Annotated in this window: 18 protein-coding genes and 5 tRNA genes; all 23 read left to right on the top strand. The window is 55.7% G+C overall.

Going from position 1 to position 22,072, the window contains the following annotated elements:
* Positions 1-173 precede the first annotated feature (173 nt).
* The 23 genes from R1T46_RS21565 (at position 174) to rplC (ending at position 22,061) form a co-directional block, all read left to right on the top strand.
* Entirely contained in the window at positions 174-1,136 is a 963-nt protein-coding gene (locus R1T46_RS21565; RefSeq protein WP_317306972.1) for a biotin--[acetyl-CoA-carboxylase] ligase, read from the top strand.
* A complete protein-coding gene (locus R1T46_RS21560; protein ID WP_041336247.1) occupies positions 1,133-1,867 on the top strand; it encodes a type III pantothenate kinase in 735 nt (244 codons plus the stop codon). The genes R1T46_RS21565 and R1T46_RS21560 overlap by 4 nt, the downstream gene beginning before the upstream one ends.
* Positions 1,864-2,598 carry a hypothetical protein gene (locus R1T46_RS21555; protein WP_227517803.1) on the top strand — a complete coding sequence of 245 codons (735 nt, stop codon included), beginning with the start codon at positions 1,864-1,866 and terminating at the stop codon, positions 2,596-2,598. The genes R1T46_RS21560 and R1T46_RS21555 overlap by 4 nt, the downstream gene beginning before the upstream one ends.
* Positions 2,599-2,629: 31 nt before the next feature.
* Positions 2,630-2,705, top strand: a tRNA-Thr gene (locus R1T46_RS21550).
* Between the two features lie 40 nt (positions 2,706-2,745).
* A tRNA-Tyr gene (locus R1T46_RS21545) sits at positions 2,746-2,829 on the top strand.
* Between the two features lie 10 nt (positions 2,830-2,839).
* A tRNA-Gly gene (locus tag R1T46_RS21540) sits at positions 2,840-2,914 on the top strand.
* 18 nt (positions 2,915-2,932) lie between these two features.
* Positions 2,933-3,008 (top strand) — tRNA-Thr (locus R1T46_RS21535).
* Between the two features lie 50 nt (positions 3,009-3,058).
* Positions 3,059-4,255: an elongation factor Tu gene (tuf, locus tag R1T46_RS21530; RefSeq protein ID WP_007154018.1), complete on the top strand. Its 1,197-nt coding sequence runs from the start codon at positions 3,059-3,061 to the stop codon at positions 4,253-4,255.
* A gap of 52 nt (positions 4,256-4,307) precedes the next feature.
* A tRNA-Trp gene (locus R1T46_RS21525) sits at positions 4,308-4,383 on the top strand.
* Between the two features lie 33 nt (positions 4,384-4,416).
* The gene (gene secE, locus R1T46_RS21520; RefSeq protein ID WP_007154029.1) at positions 4,417-4,785 is read left to right on the top strand and encodes a preprotein translocase subunit SecE; all 369 of its coding nucleotides are present in this window, start codon (positions 4,417-4,419) and stop codon (positions 4,783-4,785) included.
* A 12-nt stretch (positions 4,786-4,797) separates the two neighbouring features.
* Positions 4,798-5,331 (top strand): transcription termination/antitermination protein NusG, encoded by a 534-nt coding sequence (gene nusG, locus R1T46_RS21515; protein WP_036203331.1) that lies wholly within the window; start codon positions 4,798-4,800, stop codon positions 5,329-5,331.
* Positions 5,332-5,450: 119 nt separating this feature from the next.
* Complete coding sequence (gene rplK / locus R1T46_RS21510; protein WP_007154027.1) at positions 5,451-5,882, top strand: 50S ribosomal protein L11; 432 nt, start codon at positions 5,451-5,453, stop codon at positions 5,880-5,882.
* Between the two features lies 1 nt (position 5,883).
* Positions 5,884-6,582 carry a 50S ribosomal protein L1 gene (gene rplA / locus R1T46_RS21505; RefSeq protein ID WP_317306971.1) on the top strand — a complete coding sequence of 233 codons (699 nt, stop codon included), beginning with the start codon at positions 5,884-5,886 and terminating at the stop codon, positions 6,580-6,582.
* A 226-nt stretch (positions 6,583-6,808) separates the two neighbouring features.
* Positions 6,809-7,339 (top strand): 50S ribosomal protein L10, encoded by a 531-nt coding sequence (gene rplJ / locus R1T46_RS21500; protein ID WP_007154025.1) that lies wholly within the window; start codon positions 6,809-6,811, stop codon positions 7,337-7,339.
* Positions 7,340-7,378: 39 nt separating this feature from the next.
* Positions 7,379-7,756, top strand: coding sequence for a 50S ribosomal protein L7/L12 (rplL, locus tag R1T46_RS21495; protein ID WP_007154024.1), 378 nt, complete (start codon positions 7,379-7,381; stop codon positions 7,754-7,756).
* 242 nt (positions 7,757-7,998) lie between these two features.
* Positions 7,999-12,075 carry a DNA-directed RNA polymerase subunit beta gene (gene rpoB, locus R1T46_RS21490; protein ID WP_317306970.1) on the top strand — a complete coding sequence of 1,359 codons (4,077 nt, stop codon included), beginning with the start codon at positions 7,999-8,001 and terminating at the stop codon, positions 12,073-12,075.
* Positions 12,076-12,152: 77 nt separating this feature from the next.
* The gene (gene rpoC, locus R1T46_RS21485) at positions 12,153-16,367 is read left to right on the top strand and encodes a DNA-directed RNA polymerase subunit beta' (protein ID WP_317306969.1); all 4,215 of its coding nucleotides are present in this window, start codon (positions 12,153-12,155) and stop codon (positions 16,365-16,367) included.
* Positions 16,368-16,535: 168 nt separating this feature from the next.
* A complete protein-coding gene (gene rpsL, locus R1T46_RS21480) occupies positions 16,536-16,910 on the top strand; it encodes a 30S ribosomal protein S12 (RefSeq protein WP_007154021.1) in 375 nt (124 codons plus the stop codon).
* A 113-nt stretch (positions 16,911-17,023) separates the two neighbouring features.
* On the top strand, positions 17,024-17,494 hold the full coding sequence (gene rpsG, locus R1T46_RS21475; protein WP_036203340.1) for a 30S ribosomal protein S7: 471 nt from the start codon (positions 17,024-17,026) through the stop codon (positions 17,492-17,494).
* Between the two features lie 18 nt (positions 17,495-17,512).
* A complete protein-coding gene (fusA, locus tag R1T46_RS21470) occupies positions 17,513-19,618 on the top strand; it encodes an elongation factor G (protein WP_036203343.1) in 2,106 nt (701 codons plus the stop codon).
* Positions 19,619-19,653: 35 nt separating this feature from the next.
* Positions 19,654-20,850 carry an elongation factor Tu gene (gene tuf, locus R1T46_RS21465; RefSeq protein WP_007154018.1) on the top strand — a complete coding sequence of 399 codons (1,197 nt, stop codon included), beginning with the start codon at positions 19,654-19,656 and terminating at the stop codon, positions 20,848-20,850.
* Positions 20,851-21,037: 187 nt separating this feature from the next.
* Complete coding sequence (gene rpsJ / locus R1T46_RS21460) at positions 21,038-21,349, top strand: 30S ribosomal protein S10 (protein WP_004580743.1); 312 nt, start codon at positions 21,038-21,040, stop codon at positions 21,347-21,349.
* Positions 21,350-21,422: 73 nt separating this feature from the next.
* A complete protein-coding gene (gene rplC / locus R1T46_RS21455; RefSeq protein ID WP_007154017.1) occupies positions 21,423-22,061 on the top strand; it encodes a 50S ribosomal protein L3 in 639 nt (212 codons plus the stop codon).
* Positions 22,062-22,072: the final 11 nt, after the last annotated feature.

Below are 22,072 nucleotides of genomic sequence, written 5' to 3'. Positions count from 1 at the left end.
CAAAAAAGTAATGAATAGTAAGCCATAGTGGTGCGGTGCCGCCCAGATTGCTCAGTTACCCTGAGGTCTGAGGCGGCAAACTTTGGAAATACCTTGGCGTCGTCCTTTGTCTTTTGCTTCGACGTGTTGTTTAATCCCGCCCTGATCCCATTCAAATACGCGGGCGTTCCTTGATGAAATCCAAAGCACTTCTTGGCCTCCTGGCAGACGGCCAGTTCCATTCCGGTGAGTTCCTTGCCAGCAGTCTTGGCATCAGTCGCACGGCAATCTGGAAGCAGGTCCGTCGTGCAGCGGAGGAGGGGGTCCGTATAGAAACCATTCGTGGCAAGGGTTATCGCCTGTTGAGCGATATGGACTTGCTCGAGGCGGAACAGATAACGCAGAGCCTGGCGCCAGACTGTCGCTCCAGGATCGAGCTGACCGTACTGGATGAAGTGGATTCGACCAATGCCGAAATTGTGCGACGCCGTGCGGGTTCCGGTCGCGTTCCCGTGTGCATCGCCGATTGTCAGACCGCAGGTCGTGGCAGGCGCGGCCGGCCTTGGCAGAGTCCGCAGGGGCAGAACCTTTACCTGAGCCTTGGGCTGACGTTTCGTGGCAGCTTCGCCATGCTGGATGGGTTAAGCCTGGTTCTGGGTGTGGCGGTCGCAGAAGCCCTGGAGCAGCATGGTGTTGCCGGTGTCGGGCTAAAGTGGCCCAACGATATTTTTCTTGGTGGTAGCAAGCTGGCTGGCATTCTGGTTGAGCTCCAGGGCGAACTTGAAGAGGGGGTGGTGCAGGTCGTCGCAGGTATTGGCCTGAATGTGCATATGAAAGAGGCCTCCGGTGTGGATCAATCCTGGAGCAGTCTTGACATAGCTATGCCTGAACGGCGCTGGAGTCGTAGCGAACTTGCGGCGTCGCTCGTTAATTCCGTCCTCGGCTCCGTGGATGAGTTCGCCAGTCAGGGTTTTGTCGGGTTCCGTTCACGCTGGCAGCGCCGTGATATTTTTTCCGGTAAGGCCCTGGTTGCCAGCCAGGGTAGTCTCGCTGGCAACGGGTATGGGATCGACGATACCGGTAATTACCTGATCGACGACGGCAAAGAGTTGGTCAGGGTTCGTGCCGGCGAGATAAGCCTGCGGGTCCGCCCATGAAGCTATTGGTGGATGCCGGGAATACCCGGCTGAAGTGGCTGCTGGTCGGCGATGGTCATTTGGTTGGCACCGGTTCCGCCATTCTGGACGCCGACGACCCATTCTGCGACATCCGTTGTCAGTCCGCCCATATCAGGCGAGTTGCAGTATCCACTGTGATCTCGGAAGAAAGGCGCCAACATTTGCAGGTGCAGTTGGAAGCGTTCTGTCGTGCTCCGATTGTGTTTCATTGGGCTGAGCCCCGTCGAGGTGGTTTGGTGAATGCCTACACCGAAACCGACAGGATGGGGGCCGATCGCTGGCACGCCATGTACGCTGCATGGCAGGCCGATGAGGGTGGTTTTGCCGTTGTTGATGCCGGCAGTGCTATTACGATTGATTATGTTGCCGATACGGGGGCGCACCTGGGCGGCTATATTCTCCCGGGTAAGCAGATGATGCTCAGGTCCTTGAGACAGGACGCTGCGAGAATTGGTTTTGATGCCAGTGATGTGCAGGCTGCGGAGCCTGGGGCGTCGACAACCGAATGCGTCCAGCATGGACTGGTCTGGCTCTGGGCATCAATGGCTGCACGGATTGAGGCGGATTGCCGTCGTCTTGGTCTTGGTCGCGTCCTGGTGACGGGAGGCGACGCCGAAGGCCTGCTTGATGCCGGGCTTTCGGCCCACCACGAGCCTTCATTGGTGCTCAAGGGGCTTGCGGCTGTTGATGGGGAGAGTGAACGCGAATGAGGTGGTTTGCTGTTGCCCTGATTCTGATCAATGGGGCGCTTTGGTTATACGGGGACAAGCTCGGACCAAAGCCCGTTGCCGTTGTAACTGAACGCCAGGCATTGCCGCGGGTGGCTGATCTGAAACCGCTGTCGCCAGAGGTTGAACCCGAAGCCGCCAGGGATGATGTGACGCTGGCCGAGGGCGAAGCCACTCAGCCAGCCGTTGATGTTGAGGCTCCGCCAGAGAGGGAAGCGGTTCCCCTGAGTTTCTGCGTTCGGTTGGGGTGGTTCGACTCGGAGCAGAGTGCGCGGCAGGCTTATCGTTCCCTGGGGCGGCCTGGAACCGACTATGACGTTGCTGAGGAAGAGCGGGAACTGGCGCCACTGCATTGGGTGATCATACCTCCTCAACCGGAAGATCGGGCACTGGATCTGTTTCGCGATCTCCAGCAGAGGGGGATCGACTCCTACCTGGTAACCCGGGGCGAGAATAAAAATGCCATTTCTCTTGGGCTGTTCGAGTCCCGACAGGCCGCCGAAAATGTCCTGGCTGAAAAAAAACGCCAGAATCTCAATGCAATACTGGCCAACTTCCCCCGAAATCAGCTAAGCTACGCGCTCGTTTTTGAAGACCAACTGGTACCGGATTCCGGTGCGGTTGGGGCGGCGGAAACGGATTACAGTGAGAATTTCGACATGGTCGAAATCAGGCGTTGTGAAGGTGTTGCAACGCGTTCTGAAAATCCGTAGTATACCGCCCTCGCTGAAGAGGCGAATGTGAGCTGGCGTAGCTCAGTTGGTAGAGCAGCTGACTTGTAATCAGCAGGTCGGGGGTTCGATTCCGTCCGCCAGCTCCACTTTAAGTTTAGGCAGGTTTGCCGTTGGCATGCCTGACTCGGAGGGGTTCCCGAGTGGCCAAAGGGATCAGACTGTAAATCTGACGCGAAAGCTTCGCAGGTTCGAATCCTGCCCCCTCCACCACTTATTGCTCGCGGGCATCGTATAGTGGCTATTACCTCAGCCTTCCAAGCTGATGACGCGGGTTCGATTCCCGCTGCCCGCTCCAATTTGTAGTGTTGAAAGCGCTCATGTAGCTCAGTCGGTAGAGCACATCCTTGGTAAGGATGAGGTCACCGGTTCAATTCCGGTCATGAGCTCCATTATTTGTCCGGTCAACGTTACGGTCCAGTTGATTAGGGAGATAGGTCGAATGTCTAAAGCAAAATTTGAGCGTAATAAGCCGCACGTAAACGTGGGCACCATTGGTCACGTAGACCATGGCAAGACCACGCTGACAGCCGCGCTGACTCGTGTGTGTCACGAAGTGTGGGGTACTGGTAGTGCAAGCGCATTCGACCAGATCGATAACGCACCGGAAGAGAAGGCGCGTGGTATCACCATCGCGACCTCTCACGTTGAGTACGATTCGCCGGCGCGTCACTATGCGCACGTTGACTGCCCGGGCCACGCTGACTACGTGAAGAACATGATCACGGGTGCGGCGCAGATGGACGGCGCGATCCTGGTTTGTTCCGCAGCTGACGGCCCCATGCCGCAGACTCGCGAGCACATCCTGCTGTCCCGCCAGGTTGGCGTTCCTTTCATCGTTGTGTTCCTGAACAAGGCGGACATGGTTGATGACGAGGAGCTGCTGGAGCTGGTCGAGATGGAAGTTCGCGAACTGCTGAGCCAGTATGACTTCCCGGGCGACGACACGCCGATCGTTACCGGTTCCGCGCTGATGGCGCTGGAAGGTAAGGATGATAACGAAATGGGTACTACCGCTGTTAAGAAGCTGGTAGAAGCCCTGGACGAGTACATCCCGGATCCGGAGCGTGCGATTGATCAGCCGTTCCTGATGCCGATCGAGGACGTGTTCTCCATCTCTGGTCGCGGTACGGTTGTAACCGGTCGTGTAGAGCGTGGCATCATCAAGGTTGGTGACGAAGTGGAAATCGTCGGTATCAAAGATACCGTGAAGACCGTTTGTACCGGTGTTGAGATGTTCCGCAAGCTGCTGGACGAAGGTCGTGCTGGTGAGAACGTTGGTGTTCTGCTGCGTGGTACCAAGCGTGACGACGTTGAGCGTGGTCAGGTTCTGTGTGTGCCGGGCTCCATCAAGCCGCACACCAAGTTCGAGTGCGAAGTGTACGTGCTGAGCAAAGAAGAAGGTGGTCGTCATACCCCGTTCTTTAAGGGTTACCGTCCGCAGTTTTACTTCCGTACCACCGACGTCACAGGTTCCTGTGAGCTGCCGGAAGGTGTGGAAATGGTTATGCCGGGTGACAACGTGAAGATGAGTGTTACCCTGATTGCTCCGATCGCCATGGAAGATGGCCTGCGCTTCGCGATTCGTGAAGGTGGTCGTACCGTTGGTGCCGGCGTAGTCTCAAAGATCATCGAGTAATTGCTCTTTTTGAGTAAGAACTTGAAGTAAGTGCGCTGAGTTGTTTCGGTGCAGGCCAGTAGCTCAATTGGCAGAGCAGCGGTCTCCAAAACCGCAGGTTGGGGGTTCGATTCCCTCCTGGCCTGCCATTTTTTAACATCCGGATACATAAGCTGATTCCTATGGAGTCAAAAGCCGATCGTTCGACCAGTAGCTTCGATGCAGTAAAGTGGCTGGTCGTATTTGTTCTGATTGCAGCGGGCGTCGTTGGCAATCAGTATTTTAATGCCGAGTCACTGCTGTATCGGGTGCTGGCTCTTGTAGCTCTTGCTCTGGTCGCTGCTTTTGTGGCGCTCCAAACTGAGCGTGGTCGGCGTTTTGCGACTTTGCTCAAGGAAGCCAGGGTTGAAATCCGGAAGGTTGTATGGCCCACCAGGCCGGAGCTGATCCAGACCACAGCCATCGTTGTTGTGTTTGTGTTGGTTGTGGCATTGATGCTGTGGGGTATGGATTCGTTGATCAGTTGGCTGGTCTCCGGAGTTATCGGGTAACAGGAGTGGGCAATGGCTAAGCGCTGGTACGTCGTTCATGCGTATTCTGGCTTTGAAAAGCACGTGATGCGCACTCTCAGGGAGCGTGTTGCTCTCAATGACTTGGAAGAGAAGTTCGGCGAAATTCTTGTGCCGACTGAAGAAGTCGTTGAGATGCGTGACGGGAAGAAGCGCAAGAGTGAGCGCAAGTTCTATCCCGGCTACGTTCTGGTGCAGATGGAAATGGATGACGGCACCTGGCACCTGGTCAAGAATACGCCCAGGGTTCTTGGTTTCATTGGTGGTACCAAGGATAAGCCAGCCCCAATTACAGAGCGTGAGGCAGAGGCCATTCTTCGCCGTGTTGAAAGCGGTGCTGACAAGCCCAAGCCGAAGACTCTGTTCGAGCCGGGCGAGATTGTTCGCGTCACAGAAGGGCCGTTTGCGGACTTCAATGGCGTGGTGGAAGAAGTTGACTACGACAAGAGTCGGGTCAAGGTTGCTGTGTTGATTTTCGGTCGTTCAACTCCGGTAGAGCTGGAGTTCGGGCAAGTCGAAAAAGACTAAGCGGCAGCCTTACATGCTGAGAGCTCGCGCGCTATGGCGACGCGGGCTTTTTGTGTCTGCTACTGGCAGTTGTAAAAACAGGGGAGCCGAGAGGCGTTCGCACCCACAGGAGAAATATCATGGCTAAGAAGATTGAAGCGTACATCAAGCTTCAGGTTGCTGCCGGCAAGGCCAACCCGAGTCCCCCCGTTGGTCCCGCACTGGGTCAGCGTGGCGTAAACATCATGGAGTTCTGTAAAGCGTTCAACGCACAGACCCAGGATATGGAGCCGGGCCTGCCGATTCCTACTGTTATCACCGTTTACAGTGATCGCAGCTTTACCTTTATCACCAAGACTCCGCCCGCACCGGTGCTGCTGAAGAAAGCAGCCGGTATTAAGAGCGGCTCTGGTCGTCCCAACACGGACAAGGTCGGCACGGTAACCCGTGACCAGTTGGAAGAGATTGCCAAGACCAAAGAGCCGGATCTGACTGCAGCTGATATGGATGCTGCGGTTCGTACCATTGCCGGAACTGCCCGTAGCATGGGCCTGAACGTGGAGGGCCTGTAACATGGCAAAGCTTAGCAAGCGTCAGAAGCTGATTCGTGAAAAAGTCGATTCCACTCGCGCTTATTCCGTTGACGAAGCGGTTGCGTTGTTGGTCGAGCTGGGCGGTAACGTCAAGTTCAAGGAATCCGTAGATGTTGCCGTTAATCTGGGCGTCGATGCGCGTAAATCAGACCAGGTTGTGCGTAGCAGCACGGTTCTGCCTCACGGTACCGGCAAGACCGTTCGCGTGGCGGTATTTACCCAGGGCGCCAACGCCGAAAAGGCAACCGCTGCTGGTGCGGATATTGTCGGTATGGATGATCTGGCGGAAGACGTCAAAAAAGGCAACATGGATTTCGACGTGGTTATCGCCACTCCGGACGCTATGCGTGTTGTCGGTCAGCTGGGCCAGATCCTTGGTCCCCGCGGCCTGATGCCGAACCCGAAAGTCGGCACTGTTACCCCGGATGTTGAGACTGCTGTAAAGAACGCCAAGGCAGGTCAGGTGCGTTACCGTACTGATAAGAACGGTATCATCCATGCGCCGATGGGTAATGTGGAATTCTCTGCGCAGAACATCAAGGAAAACCTTGAAGCTCTGATCGCGGACCTGAAAAAGGCCAAGCCGTCTTCTTCGAAAGGTGTTTACCTCAAGAAGGTAACCCTGTCGTCGACGATGGGTCCTGGCCTGACTATCGATCAGAGCGCTCTGAGCATCTGAGGCTTTGTTCGGTAGTTACTTTGTAGTCTGGGCGGAAGCCAAGGCTGTCAAAGACCGCAGGCCCCCGAAGCGCTCTTTTTATAGAAGAGATGCTGGAAGGGTTAAAGCAACGCCTGCGCAGACGGTGTGAAGACGTTCTCTCTGAACCCAAACACCGTTGGGAGCCCCGCGAGGGGTATATGTGGGTTTGCCGGGAATATGCCCGGCGAAATCGAGGAGAAATCCAGTGGCAATTAGACTCGAAGACAAGAAAGCGATCGTCGCTGAAGTCAACGAGACTGCCGGTGGTGCTCTGTCTGTTGTTCTGGCTGACTACCGTGGTATCACCTCAGGTGATATGACGGCGCTGCGAGCGAAGGCCCGCGCTGAAAGCGTTCATCTAAAGGTTGTTCGTAACAACCTGGCGAAGATCGCAATCCGCGGTACTGAGTTCGAGTGTATTGATGCGGCGCTGGTCGGCCCGACAATTCTGGCGTTCTCTATGGAAGATCCGGGTGCGGCTGCGCGCCTGCTGAAGGATTTTGCCAAAGAGAAAGAGGCATTCGAGATCAAGGGCCTGGCTGTCGGCGGTGAGCTGATGGGCGCAGACCAGATTGATCGCCTTGCCAAGCTACCGACACGCCACGAGGCGTTGACGATGCTGGCCGCTGTAACACAGGCACCGATCACCAAGCTTGCGCGGACACTGAACGAAGTTCCAACGAAAGTGACCCGTGCTGTTGCGGCAGTTCGAGACCAGAAGCAAGAAGCTGCTTGATTCTGTTGAACACCATTTTTATATTTTTGGGAGAAAGTCATGGCTCTGTCTAACGAAGACATTTTGAACGCAATTGCCGAAATGAGCGTAATGGACGTTGTTGCGCTGGTTGAAGCAATGGAAGAAAAATTCGGCGTATCCGCCGCTGCTGCTGTAGCTGCTGCTCCGGCTGCCGCCGGTGGCGAAGCCGCTGCTGCTGAAGAGCAGACTGAATTTGACGTTGTTCTTACCGGTCCTGGTGAGAAGAAAGTTAACGTCATCAAGGCCGTTCGTGAACTGACTGGCCTGGGTCTGAAAGAAGCGAAAGAAATGGTCGACAGCGCTCCTTCCGTTATCAAGGAAGCGGCGAGCAAAGACGACGCTGAAGAAGCCAAGAAGAAGCTTGAGGAAGCAGGCGCTTCTGTTGAGCTCAAGTAAGAGTTGGCTTTTGATCGAAACCGTGCGTTAAGCATGGACAGGCTGGTGGCCATGTGCCACCGGCCTTTTTCTGTTGTATATGCTATAGACTCTGAACGCCGATTCAGTGGTGCTGTCAGAATCTATAACCTACAGCGAGAGTCTTGTTCAAGACGGCGCAGTAAGCCGAGCAATTCGGCCCCGAAGCATGAAAATGGTTGCTTCTTGATACCAGGTATCAGGTCTAAAGCTGGGGAATGCAGATGACTTACTCCTATACTGAGAAAAAGCGGATTCGCAAAGATTTTAGTAAATTGCCGTCCGTGATGGATGTTCCCTATTTGCTGTCTATACAGCTGGATTCGTTCCGGGACTTCCTCCAAAGTGAAGCCGCGCCCGAAAATCGTTGGGAAACCGGTCTCCACGCAGCATTCAAATCCGTATTCCCGATTGTCAGTTATTCTGGCAACGCCGCACTCGAATACGTGAGTTACCGCATCGGCGAGCCGGTATTTGACGTCAAGGAATGCCAGCTTAGGGGCGTCACCTACGCAGCACCGCTGCGGGTGAAAGTAAGACTTATCATTTATGATAAGGAATCGTCCAACAAGGCGATCAAGGATATTAAAGAGCAGGAAGTCTACATGGGCGAAATGCCCCTGATGACCGAGAACGGTACCTTCGTTATCAACGGTACCGAGCGTGTTATCGTTTCCCAGCTCCACCGTTCACCCGGTGTGTTCTTCGATCATGACAAGGGTAAGACCCACTCGTCAGGTAAGCTGTTGTATTCGGCGCGGGTGATTCCTTACCGTGGTTCCTGGCTGGACTTCGAGTTCGACGCCAAGGACTCGGTCTTTGTCCGTATCGACCGTCGCCGCAAGCTGCCCGCGTTTATTCTCCTGCGTGCCCTGGGTTATAACTCAGAGCAGATGCTGGAGATGTTCTTTGATACCAGTAAGTTCAGTATCGGTCCTGAGGTGTGCAAGCTCGAGCTGGTTCCAAGTCGCCTGCGCGGTGACATTGCGACGTTCGACATCAAGGACAAGAAGGGCTCCGTCATCGTTGAAGAGGGTCGCCGGATCACCGCTCGTCATATCAAGCAGCTTGAAAAAGCGGGCTTGACCGAGCTGGAAGTGCCGACGGAATACCTTTACGGCCGTGTACTCTCGAAAGACATGGTGGACACCAAGTCCGGAGAGGTTCTGGTTGAGTGTAATACCGAGCTGACCGAAGAAGTTGTCACCAAGATTCTCGACGCTGGCGTTACAGAAATTGAAACTCTGTACACCAACGACTTGGATTGTGGTCCGTTCATGTCGGATACGCTGCGCATCGACCCAACCCGCACGCCCCTCGAGGCGCTGGTTGAGATCTATCGCATGATGCGCCCGGGTGAGCCGCCCACCAAAGAGTCGGCCGAGAACCTGTTCAACAACCTGTTCTTCTCTGAAGAGCGGTATGACCTGTCCTCCGTTGGCCGAATGAAGCTGAACCGTCGCCTGCGTCGCGAAGAAAGCACCGGCGAAGGCACGTTGACCCATGACGACATCATCGACGTCCTCAAGACGCTGATCGATATTCGTAACGGTCAGGGCAATGTCGACGACATTGATAACCTGGGCAACCGTCGAGTTCGTTGTGTGGGTGAGATGGCGGAGAACCAGTTCCGCGTTGGCCTGGTGCGTGTTGAGCGTGCTGTGCGCGAGCGTTTGAGTCTGGCGGAAAGCGAAGGCCTGATGCCTCAGGATCTGATCAACGCCAAGCCGGTAGCGGCTGCGGTGAAGGAATTCTTTGGCTCCAGCCAGCTGTCCCAGTTCATGGACCAGAACAACCCGCTGTCGGAAGTGACTCACAAGCGTCGTATCTCCGCTCTCGGTCCAGGTGGTCTGACCCGTGAGCGTGCCGGCTTTGAGGTTCGTGACGTACATCCGACTCACTATGGTCGTGTGTGTCCGATCGAGACGCCGGAAGGCCCGAACATCGGTCTGATCAACTCGCTGGCAACCTACGCCCGCTCCAACTCTTACGGTTTCCTTGAGAGTCCGTACCGGAAGGTGGTTGACGGCGAGGTGACCGATGAAGTGGTTTATCTGTCGGCCATTGAAGAGAGCAACTACATCATCGCCCAGGCCAGTGCGGCAATGGACGAGAACAAGCGTCTGTCTGATGAGCTGGTAACGGTTCGTCATCAGAACGAGTTCACGGTAACGCCGCCGGAAAACGTCAACTTCATGGACGTTTCACCGCGCCAGGTAGTGTCGGTAGCAGCCTCGCTGATTCCGTTCCTGGAACACGACGACGCCAACCGTGCACTGATGGGCTCCAACATGCAGCGCCAGGCGGTTCCGACGTTGCGTTCGCAGGTGCCCTTGGTAGGTACTGGTGTTGAGCGTACCGTGGCCCAGGACTCTGGCGTTTGCGTAACCGCTCGTCGCGGTGGTGTGATCGAGAGCGTCGATGCGGCCCGTATCGTGGTACGTGTCAACGACGATGAGACTGAAGCCGGTGATGCTGGTGTGGATATCTACAACCTCACCAAGTACACCCGTTCGAACCAGAACACCTGTATCAACCAGCGCTCCATTGTTAACCAGGGCGATGAAATTGCCCGTGGTGACGTGCTGGCTGACGGCCCGTCCGTGGATCTGGGTGAGCTGGCTCTGGGGCAGAACATGCGTATCGCGTTCATGCCCTGGAACGGTTACAACTTTGAGGACTCGATCCTCATTTCCGAGAAAGTGGTTCAGGAAGACCGCCTGACTACCATCCACATTCAGGAACTGACCTGTGTGGCTCGGGATACCAAACTGGGTAGCGAGGAAATCACCGCGGATATTCCGAACGTTGGTGAAAGTGCGCTGTCCAAGCTGGATGAGTCCGGCATCGTGTATATCGGTGCGGAAGTAGGTCCTGGCGATATCCTGGTTGGCAAGGTAACACCGAAAGGTGAAACCCAGTTGACCCCGGAGGAGAAGCTGCTGAGGGCCATCTTCGGCGAGAAGGCTTCGGACGTGAAGGACACGTCCTCACGTGTGCCCACTGGCACCCGTGGCACGGTTATCGACGTTCAGGTCTTTACCCGTGACGGCATCGAAAAGGACACGCGTGCCCAGTCCATCGAAAAAGAGCAGTTGGACGAGTATCGCAAGGACCTGAAGGACGAGTATCGCATTGTAGAAGGTGCCACCTTCGAGCGTTTGACCAATGCCCTCAAGGGGCAGGAAGTCATCAGTGGTCCTGGTCTCAAGAAAGGCGCCAAGTTGGACGAATCGTACCTGGCAGAGTTGCCGCGCGACGACTGGTTCAAGCTACGGATGAAAGATGAGGCGCTGAATGAGCTGCTTGAAAAATCCGAGCAGGGTCTTGAAGATCGCAAAAAAGAGCACGAAGCGCGCTTTGACGATAAGAAAGGCAAGCTTCAGCAGGGTGATGACCTTGCCCCGGGTGTTCTCAAGATCGTCAAGGTGTACCTCGCGATCAAGCGTCGGATTCAGCCGGGCGACAAGATGGCCGGACGTCATGGTAACAAGGGTGTTATTTCATCGGTCATGCCGATTGAGGACATGCCTTATGATGAACATGGCAACACAGTTGACGTGGTTCTCAACCCCTTGGGTGTTCCGTCGCGGATGAACGTCGGTCAGGTTCTTGAAACGCACCTGGGTGCAGCAGCCAAAGGGCTGGGTGAGCGCATCAGCCAGATGCTGGATGAGCAGCGTAAGATCGCTGAGCTCCGCAATTTGCTGGACGAGATCTATAACCACTCGGACGAGGTCACCAAGGTGGACCTGGATTCGCTGAGTGACAAAGAGATCCTGGCCCTGGCTAACAATCTGCGCACAGGTGTCCCCATGGCAACGCCGGTCTTCGACGGTGCCAAGGAAGCAGAGGTCAAGCGTATGCTTGAGCTGGCAGGTCTGAGTACGACTGGCCAGACTGTGTTGTATGACGGCCGTACGGGTGATGAATTTGACCGCCCGGTAACGGTTGGCTACATGTACATCCTCAAGCTGAACCACTTGATCGACGACAAGATGCACGCTCGTTCCACCGGTTCGTACAGCCTGGTTACCCAGCAGCCGCTGGGTGGTAAGGCGCAGTTCGGTGGTCAGCGCTTCGGTGAGATGGAAGTGTGGGCACTCGAGGCCTACGGTGCGGCGTATACGCTGCAGGAAATGCTTACCGTGAAGTCTGATGATGTGAATGGTCGGACCAAGATGTACAAGAACATTGTCGATGGCGATCATCGTATGGAGCCGGGCATGCCCGAGTCCTTCAATGTTCTGGTCAAGGAAATCCGCTCGCTGGGTATCGACATCGAGCTGGAATCCGACTGAGCCGAATTGTTTTTGGCAGCGTGAGCGGGTACCGGTCGGTACCCGCCCGAGAATAACGCCATCCGGAGCTGTTACTGATGAAAGATTTGCTGAATCTTCTCAAAAACCAGAACCAGAAGCAGGAATTTGACGCCATCCGTATTGGCCTGGCGTCGCCTGACATGATCCGTTCATGGTCTTTTGGTGAGGTCAAAAAGCCTGAGACCATCAACTACCGTACGTTCAAGCCTGAGCGTGACGGTCTTTTCTGTGCCAAGATCTTCGGCCCGATCAAGGATTACGAGTGCCTGTGCGGCAAGTACAAGCGGCTCAAGCATCGTGGTGTCATCTGCGAGAAGTGCGGTGTTGAAGTGGCACTGGCCAGTGTGCGCCGTGAGCGCATGGGTCACATCGAGCTCGCCAGCCCGGTCGCCCACATCTGGTTCCTGAAATCACTGCCGTCCCGCATCGGCCTGATGCTGGACATGACCCTGCGCGATATCGAGCGGGTCCTGTATTTTGAGTCGTTCATCGTGATCGAGCCGGGCATGACGACGCTTGAGCGCGGTCAATTGCTGAACGACGAGCAGTATTACGAAGCCCTTGAAGAGTTCGGTGACGAATTCGATGCCCGCATGGGTGCCGAAGCCGTCCAGGAGCTGCTGGAAGGTATTGATCTGCAGGCCGAGGTTGAGGCCTTGCGGGAAGAGATTCCCCAGACCAACTCCGAGACCAAGATCAAGAAGTTCAGCAAGCGCCTGAAGATTCTTGAGGCTTTCCTGTATTCCGGCAATAAGCCGGGCGACATGGTCATGACCGTTCTGCCGGTTCTGCCGCCGGATCTTCGTCCGCTGGTGCCGCTGGATGGTGGCCGTTTTGCCACCTCTGACCTGAACGACCTGTATCGCCGGGTGATCAACCGTAACAACCGCCTCAAGCGCCTGTTGGAGCTGAATGCTCCGGACATTATTGTGCGCAACGAGAAGCGGATGCTACAGGAAGCGGTTGATGCGCTGTTGGATAACGGCCGTCGTGGTCGCGCCATCACTGGCACCAACAAGCGTCCGCTGAAGTCCCTGGCCGACATGATCAAGGGTAAGCAAGGTCGCTTCCGTCAGAACCTGCTCGGTAAGCGTGTGGACTACTCCGGTCGTTCTGTGATCGTGGTTGGTCCGTACCTGCGTCTGCACCAGTGTGGTCTGCCCAAGAAGATGGCTTTGGAGCTGTTCAAGCCGTTCATCTTCTCGAAGCTTGAGCATCGTGGCTTGGCGACCACCATCAAGGCCGCCAAGAAGATGGTCGAGCGTGAGGAAGGCGTGGTCTGGGATATCCTGGACGAGGTCATCCGTGAGCATCCGATCATGCTGAACCGGGCACCGACTCTTCACCGTCTGGGTATCCAGGCGTTCGAGCCGGTACTTATCGAAGGCAAGGCCATTCAGCTGCATCCGCTGGTGTGTGCGGCCTACAACGCCGACTTCGACGGTGACCAGATGGCGGTACACGTACCGCTGACCCTGGAAGCCCAGCTCGAAGCCCGTGCGTTGATGATGTCCACCAACAACGTGCTGTCGCCGGCCAACGGCGAGCCGATCATCGTGCCGTCCCAGGATGTGGTACTGGGTCTTTACTACATGACCCGCGAGCGCAAGAGTGCCGTCGGTGAAGGCATGGTGTTTGCCGATGTTAAAGAAGCGCACCGTGCCTATGGTGCTGGCAAGGTTGACCTTCAGGCGATCGTCAGGGTCCGGGTCAAGGAAGTCACGATCCAGGAAGACGGCGAGCGTACCGAAGAGTACAAGATCGTTGACACCACGGTCGGTCGTGCGCTGTTGTTCGATATCGTTCCTGACGGCCTGTCCTATGAGCTGGTCAACAAGCCGATGGTCAAGAAGTCGATCTCGAATCTGATCAACACCTGTTACCGTGATGCCGGCCTCAAGGATACCGTTATCTTTGCTGACCAGCTCATGTACATGGGCTACCACTATGCGACGGTTTCCGGTATCTCGATCGGCTTCAACGACTTCGAGATTCCTCCGGAGAAATACGAGCTGGTGGATGCTGCCTCCGAAGAAGTCAAGGACATCGAAACCCAGTACGCATCCGGTCTGCTGACCCAGGGTGAGAAGTACAACAAGGTTATCGATATCTGGTCCCGTGCCAACGACAAGGTGTCGAAGGCGATGATGGATCGGCTCTCGAAGGAGCAGGTTATCGGACCAGACGGCAAACCGGTTAAGGGTGAGGACGGCGAAGACCTGATGCAGGAGTCGTTCAACTCGGTCTACATGATGGCTGATTCCGGTGCCCGGGGTTCCGCGGCTCAGATTCGCCAGCTGGCTGGTATGCGTGGCCTGATGGCGAAGCCGGACGGCTCCATCATCGAGACGCCGATCACTGCGAACTTCCGCGAGGGTCTGAACGTACTCCAGTACTTCATATCCACCCATGGTGCCCGTAAGGGTCTGGCGGATACGGCGCTGAAGACCGCGAACTCAGGTTACCTGACTCGCCGTCTGGTAAACGTTTCCCAGGATCTGGTCGTTACCGAAACCGACTGTGGTACCGAAGAAGGTCTGCTGATGACGCCGCACATCGAGGGTGGCGACGTTGTTGTACCGCTGGGTGATCGTGTGCTTGGTCGTGTTACGGCTCGTGCAGCCTTTACGCCAACGGACAAGGACAATGCCGTTGTCGAGGCCGGCGTCCTGCTGGACGAGAAAGCGGTTGAATCCCTTGAGCGTGCCGGTGTGGACGAAGTCTGGGTTCGCTCTGCGATCACCTGTGAGACTCGCCACGGTATCTGCTCCAAGTGTTATGGCCGTGACCTGGCCCGTGGCCACGAGGTCAATGTGGGTGAGGCTGTCGGTGTTATCGCCGCACAGTCCATCGGTGAGCCGGGTACCCAGCTGACCATGCGTACGTTCCACATCGGTGGTGCTGCAAGCCGGGCGTCCGCGGTCGACAACATTCAGGTCAAGCACGGCGGCACCGTTCGTCTGCACAACCTGAAATCGATCGAGAAGAGCGACGGCACTCTGGTTGTTGTGTCGCGTTCGTCAGCGCTGGCCATTGCCGATGAGCAGGGTCGTGAGCGTGAGTGGTACAAGCTGCCCTATGGTGCGGTGCTGTCCGTCAAGCACGGTGACACCGTGGAAGCTGGAGTTGCCGTTGCCAAGTGGGACCCGCACACGCACCCGATCATCGCCGAAGCGGAAGGTACTGCCAAGTTCGTCAACATGGATCAGGGCATTACCGTCCGCACCCAGACCGATGAACTGACAGGTCTTTCCACGATGGAGGTCATCGACCCGAAAGAGCGTCCGGCCGCTGGTAAGGACATCCGTCCTGCGATACAGCTGATCGACGACAAGGGTAACGATGTCGAGTTGCCAGGCGGTGGTACCGCGATCTTCTTCCTGCCAGCCAACGCGCTGGTGACCATGGCCAATGGCGCCAAGATCGAGCTGGGTGACGTGGTTGCCCGTATTCCGCAGGAAAGCTCGAAGACCCGGGATATCACCGGTGGTCTGCCGCGGGTCGCCGACCTGTTCGAGGCCCGTCGCCCGAAAGAGTCGTCCATCCTGGCCGAAGTCAGTGGTGTGGTGTCCTTCGGCAAGGAAACCAAGGGCAAGAAGCGCCTGGTGATCACGCCGAAGGATGCGGACCCATATGAGGTGCTGATTCCCAAGCATCGCCAGATGAACGTGTTCGAGGGTGAAACGGTCGAGAAGGGTGAGGTTATCTCTGATGGCCCGTCCAACCCGCACGATATCCTTCGTCTTCTGGGTGTGGTTGCGTTGGCCAAGTACATCACCAACGAAATCCAGGACGTTTACCGTCTACAGGGTGTTGTCATCAACGATAAGCATATTGAGGTTATCGTTCGACAGATGCTCCGTAAGGTAGAGATCACGGATGCCGGTGATACCAGCCTGCTGGCTGGCGATCAGGTGGAAATCACCCAGTTCATGGAAGAGAACGAAAAAGCGGAAGCGGCGGACAAGGAAACCGCGCGTTGCGAGCGCTTGCTGTTGGGTATCACCAAGGCTTCTCTGGCGACAGAGTCGTTCATTTCCGCGGCATCGTTCCAGGAAACCACACGGGTTCTGACCGAAGGCGCCGTCACCGGCAAGCGGGATTACCTCCGTGGCCTGAAGGAAAACGTGGTCGTTGGTCGCTTGATTCCGGCTGGCACCGGTCTGGCATACCACGCCGAACGCCGCCGCAAGCGTGACCTGGAAGAGCAGGGCGTAACGGCAGCGGATGTCGAAGAAGCTCTGAGCGCCGAGCTCAACCGCGAAAGTTGAGTTGGCCGGTAACGCCACCCGCCGGTAGTTACTTACTCGGCGGGTGGTTAAAAAGAGATCAGTCATCTTGACTGTTCAAGGGCGCAGGCTTAAACTTGCGACCCTCAAATTTTACCCCCGCCTGTCGGGGGTAAGTTTCATTGATACGGTTTTTTGGAGTTTGCTTACATGGCAACGATTAATCAGTTGGTGCGTAAGCCTCGTAAACGCAAAGCGGCCAAGAGCGACGTTCCTGCTCTGCAGGCTTGCCCGCAGCGCCGTGGTGTTTGTACTCGTGTGTACACCACAACGCCGAAGAAGCCGAACTCAGCACTGCGTAAAGTGTGCCGTGTTCGCCTGACCAACGGCTACGAGGTTTCCTCATACATTGGTGGTGAAGGTCACAACCTTCAGGAGCACAGTGTTGTGCTGATCCGTGGCGGTCGAGTAAAAGACCTTCCGGGTGTGCGCTATCACACTGTTCGCGGAACACTGGACACCCAGGGTGTGCAGAACCGTAAGCAGGGCCGCTCCAAGTACGGTGCAAAACGACCCAAGTCCTGATGTCCCACACGGGTGTCTTTTATCGTTGCTACGTAGAACGGTAAGAGTAAGGCTGAGTAGCTGATGCTATCTCAGGGGTTCCTGAAGACCTTTTAATAGATAAGGGCTTATCGATGCCTAGAAGAAGAGTTGCAGCAAAACGGGAAATTATCCCGGATCCCAAATTCGGCAGTGCACGGCTGGCCAAGTTCATCAACCATGTGATGGAAAGCGGCAAAAAAGCTGTTGCTGAGCGCATTGTTTATGGCGCGCTCGATATCGTTGCCGACAAGTCCAAGGAAGAGCCGATCGACATGTTCGAGAAGGCCCTGGAAAACATCCAGCCGATGGTCGAAGTTAAATCCCGTCGTGTGGGTGGTGCTACCTACCAGGTGCCTGTCGAAGTACGGCCTTCCCGTCAGAACGCGCTGGCCATGCGCTGGCTCGTAGAATTTTCACGGAAGCGTGGTGAAAAGTCCATGGCGCAGCGTCTGGCAGGTGAGATTCTGGATGCCGCTGATAGCAAGGGCTCCGCTGTTAAGAAGCGCGAAGACGTTCATCGCATGGCGGAAGCCAACAAGGCGTTCTCTCACTTCCGTTTCTAATCAGCCGAGGTTCATACAGTGGCACGCAAGACTCCGATCAAGAGATACAGAAACATTGGTATTTGTGCGCACGTTGATGCGGGCAAGACCACAACCACCGAGCGGGTTCTGTTCTACACAGGCATTTCCCACAAAATCGGTGAGGTTCATGATGGCGCGGCGACCATGGACTGGATGGAGCAGGAGCAGGAGCGTGGTATTACCATCACGTCTGCTGCAACCACCTGTTTCTGGCAGGGCATGGATAAGCAGTATCCCGAACACCGCATCAATATCATCGACACCCCGGGGCACGTCGACTTTACCATCGAGGTAGAGCGTTCCCTGCGTGTGCTCGACGGTGCGGTTGTCGTGTTCTGTGGCTCCTCAGGTGTTGAGCCGCAGTCTGAGACTGTTTGGCGTCAGGCCAACAAGTACGAAGTGCCCCGCATGGTGTTCGTCAACAAGATGGACCGTGCCGGTGCCAACTTCCTTCGCGTTGTGAATCAGATTAAGAACCGTCTGGGTGCGACTGCCGTTCCCATTCAGTTGCCGATCGGTGCCGAAGACGAGTTCGCTGGTCTGGTTGACCTGATTCGTAACAAGGCGATTTACTGGAACGAAGATGATGCCGGTGCTACCTATGACCAGCGCGACGTTCCTGCCGAAATGGCTGACGAAGTAGCGAAGTACCGCGAAGAAATGATGGAAGCGGCTGCTGAAGCTAATGAAGAGCTGATGGAGCGCTACCTTGAAGAGGGCGAGCTCAGCATTGAAGACATCAAGAAAGGTCTGCGTATCCGTACGCTCGCCAACGAGATTGTTGTCGCGACATGTGGTTCTGCCTTTAAGAACAAGGGTGTTCAGGCGGTGCTGGATTCGGTGATCGAATTCCTGCCGGCTCCGGACGAAGTCAAAGCCATCCGTGGTGAGGTCGATGAAGACGGTACTGAAGAAACCCGTCAGGCTGACGACGACGCGCCTTTCTCGGCTCTCGCGTTCAAAATCGCCACCGATCCGTTTGTTGGCACGCTAACCTTCTTCCGGGTTTACTCCGGTAAGCTCGAATCTGGTAATGCAGTCTACAACTCCGTAAAGAGCAAGAAGGAACGCGTCGGCCGTATGGTTCAGATGCACTCCAAAGAGCGTCAGGAGATCAAGGAAGTTCTCGCGGGTGATATTGCTGCGGCAATCGGCCTGAAGAGTGTCACCACCGGTGATACCCTTTGTGATGAGAATCATAAAATTATCCTGGAACGCATGGAGTTCCCTGAGCCGGTTATTTCTGTAGCCGTTGAGCCGAAGTCCAAGGCTGACCAGGAGAAAATGGGTGTTGCTCTGGGCAAGCTTGCTCAGGAAGATCCGTCTTTCCAGGTTCGTACTGATGAAGAATCTGGCCAGACCATCATCTCCGGTATGGGTGAGCTTCACCTGGACATCATCGTTGACCGAATGCGTCGCGAGTTCAAGGTTGAAGCGAACATTGGTAAGCCGCAGGTGGCTTATCGTGAATGCATCCGTAAGAACGTGGATGTGGAAGGTAAGTTCGTACGTCAGTCTGGCGGTCGTGGTCAGTATGGTCATGTCAAGCTCAAGCTTGAGCCGCTGCCTCTCGACGAGGAGGATGGCGAGAACTTCATCTTCGTAAACGAAATCGTTGGTGGTGTGGTTCCCAAGGAATACATTCCCGCTGTTCAGCAGGGCATTGAAGAGCAGATGAAGAACGGCTGTCTGGCCGGTTATCCTCTGCTGCGGATCAAGGCCACGCTGTACGATGGTTCCTACCATGACGTTGACTCCAACGAGATGGCGTTCAAGGTCGCCGGATCCATGGCGATGAAGAAAGGCGCGTTGGAGGCTAGTCCGGCCCTTCTTGAGCCGCTCATGAAGGTCGAGTGCGTTACCCCTGAAGAGTATATGGGTGACGTCGTTGGTGATCTGAACCGCCGTCGTGGTCTGGTTCAGGGTATGGAAGACGGCCCATCGGGCAAGACAATCCGTGCCGAGGTTCCGTTGTCGGAGATGTTCGGTTACGCCACCGATCTGCGTTCTGCAACGCAGGGTCGGGCGTCTTATGCGATGGAGTTCTCCCGCTATATGGAAGCTCCCTCGAACATTGCCGAAGCGATCATTAAAAAGGGTTGATCCCCAGGACTTAAGAAACAGGAAGAGGTGTAACCGTGTCTAAAGCAAAATTTGAGCGTAATAAGCCGCACGTAAACGTGGGCACCATTGGTCACGTAGACCATGGCAAGACCACGCTGACAGCCGCGCTGACTCGTGTGTGTCACGAAGTGTGGGGTACTGGTAGTGCAAGCGCATTCGACCAGATCGATAACGCACCGGAAGAGAAGGCGCGTGGTATCACCATCGCGACCTCTCACGTTGAGTACGATTCGCCGGCGCGTCACTATGCGCACGTTGACTGCCCGGGCCACGCTGACTACGTGAAGAACATGATCACGGGTGCGGCGCAGATGGACGGCGCGATCCTGGTTTGTTCCGCAGCTGACGGCCCTATGCCGCAGACTCGCGAGCACATCCTGCTGTCCCGCCAGGTTGGCGTTCCTTTCATCGTTGTGTTCCTGAACAAGGCGGACATGGTTGATGACGAGGAGCTGCTGGAGCTGGTCGAGATGGAAGTTCGCGAACTGCTGAGCCAGTACGACTTCCCGGGCGACGACACGCCGATCGTTACCGGTTCCGCGCTGATGGCGCTGGAAGGTAAGGATGACAACGAAATGGGTACTACCGCTGTTAAGAAGCTGGTAGAAGCCCTGGACGAGTACATCCCGGATCCGGAGCGTGCGATTGATCAGCCGTTCCTGATGCCGATCGAGGACGTGTTCTCCATCTCTGGTCGCGGTACGGTTGTAACCGGTCGTGTAGAGCGTGGCATCATCAAGGTTGGTGACGAAGTGGAAATCGTCGGTATCAAAGATACCGTGAAGACCGTTTGTACCGGTGTTGAGATGTTCCGCAAGCTGCTGGACGAAGGTCGTGCTGGTGAGAACGTTGGTGTTCTGCTGCGTGGTACCAAGCGTGACGACGTTGAGCGTGGTCAGGTTCTGTGTGTGCCGGGCTCCATCAAGCCGCACACCAAGTTCGAGTGCGAAGTGTACGTGCTGAGCAAAGAAGAAGGTGGTCGTCATACCCCGTTCTTTAAGGGTTACCGTCCGCAGTTTTACTTCCGTACCACCGACGTCACAGGTTCCTGTGAGCTGCCGGAAGGTGTGGAAATGGTTATGCCGGGTGACAACGTGAAGATGAGTGTTACCCTGATTGCTCCGATCGCCATGGAAGATGGTCTGCGCTTCGCGATTCGTGAAGGTGGCCGTACCGTTGGTGCCGGCGTAGTCTCAAAGATCATCGAATAAATTATTCGAATGATCTAAGGAAAAAGGGGCTGAAAGTCAGCCCCTTTTTCTGTTTCAGCCGCACAATCTGACCTGGTAGAGTCGCTGCTCATCGCAGTTGACACTGCTGGGTATTATGCATACAATGCGGCTCCTTTTTTTGAAGGTCGGCTAACTAGTAGCTGCTACGAGTGGAGTTTGGTGCATCATGCAAAGCCAAAAAATTCGAATCCGGTTGAAGGCGTTTGATTATCGCCTGATCGACCAGTCAACGCAGGAGATTGTCGATACCGCGAAGCGGACCGGCGCTCAAGTGCGTGGACCAATCCCTCTGCCGACGCGGAAGGAAAAGTACACCGTTCTGATTTCACCGCACGTCAACAAAGACGCGCGCGATCAGTACGAGATTCGTACACACAAGCGTTTGCTGGATATCGTCGAGCCGACGGAAAAGACAGTAGATGCTTTGATGAAGCTGGATCTGGCAGCAGGTGTAGACGTTCAGATCAGCCTCGGCTAACGCCAAGCGTTAGTCTGTGTAACTGTCATAAGGCCATAGAGGGTGAGAGCCCCGTACACTTAAGAGGTGAAACATGGCAATTGGAATTGTCGGTCGCAAGGCCGGTATGACCCGTATTTTTACGGAAGACGGGCAAGCAGTGTCCGTAACGGTAATTGAGGTTGAGCCCAACCGCATTACCCAGCTGAAAACTCTTGAAAGCGATGGCTATCGCGCGGTTCAGGTAACCGTTGGTAAGCGTCGTTCCTCTCGTGTGACTAAAAGCGAAGCGGGCCATTACGCCAAAGCCGGAGTCGAGGCTGGTCGTGGTCTGTGGGAATTCCGTCTCGCTGATGGCGAAGGCGAAGAGCTGGCTGCAGGCGGAGAGATTACCGCTTCCATCTTTGAAGATGGCCAGGTCGTTGATGCTGTTGGTCAGTCCAAGGGTAAAGGTTTCCAGGGCGGCGTAAAGCGCTGGAACTTCTCCATGCAGGACGCCACACACGGTAACTCCCTTTCTCATCGTGCTCCGGGTTCCATCGGTCAGAACCAGACTCCGGGCAAGGTATTCAAGGGCAAAAAGATGGCGGGCCAGATGGGCAATGCGCAGGTGACCGTGCAGAACCTGCAAGTCGTCCGTGTCGACGCCGAGCGCAACCTTCTGCTGATTCGTGGTGCCGTTCCGGGCGCGACCGGCGGAAATGTTGTCATCAAGCCTGCAGTTAAAGCCTGAGGAGCGGTGCG

Source organism: Marinobacter salarius, assembly GCF_032922745.1.
Classification (GTDB): domain Bacteria; phylum Pseudomonadota; class Gammaproteobacteria; order Pseudomonadales; family Oleiphilaceae; genus Marinobacter.
Note: the sequence above shows the minus strand (reverse complement) of the source record. Positions and strands in the feature narration are given on the sequence as shown.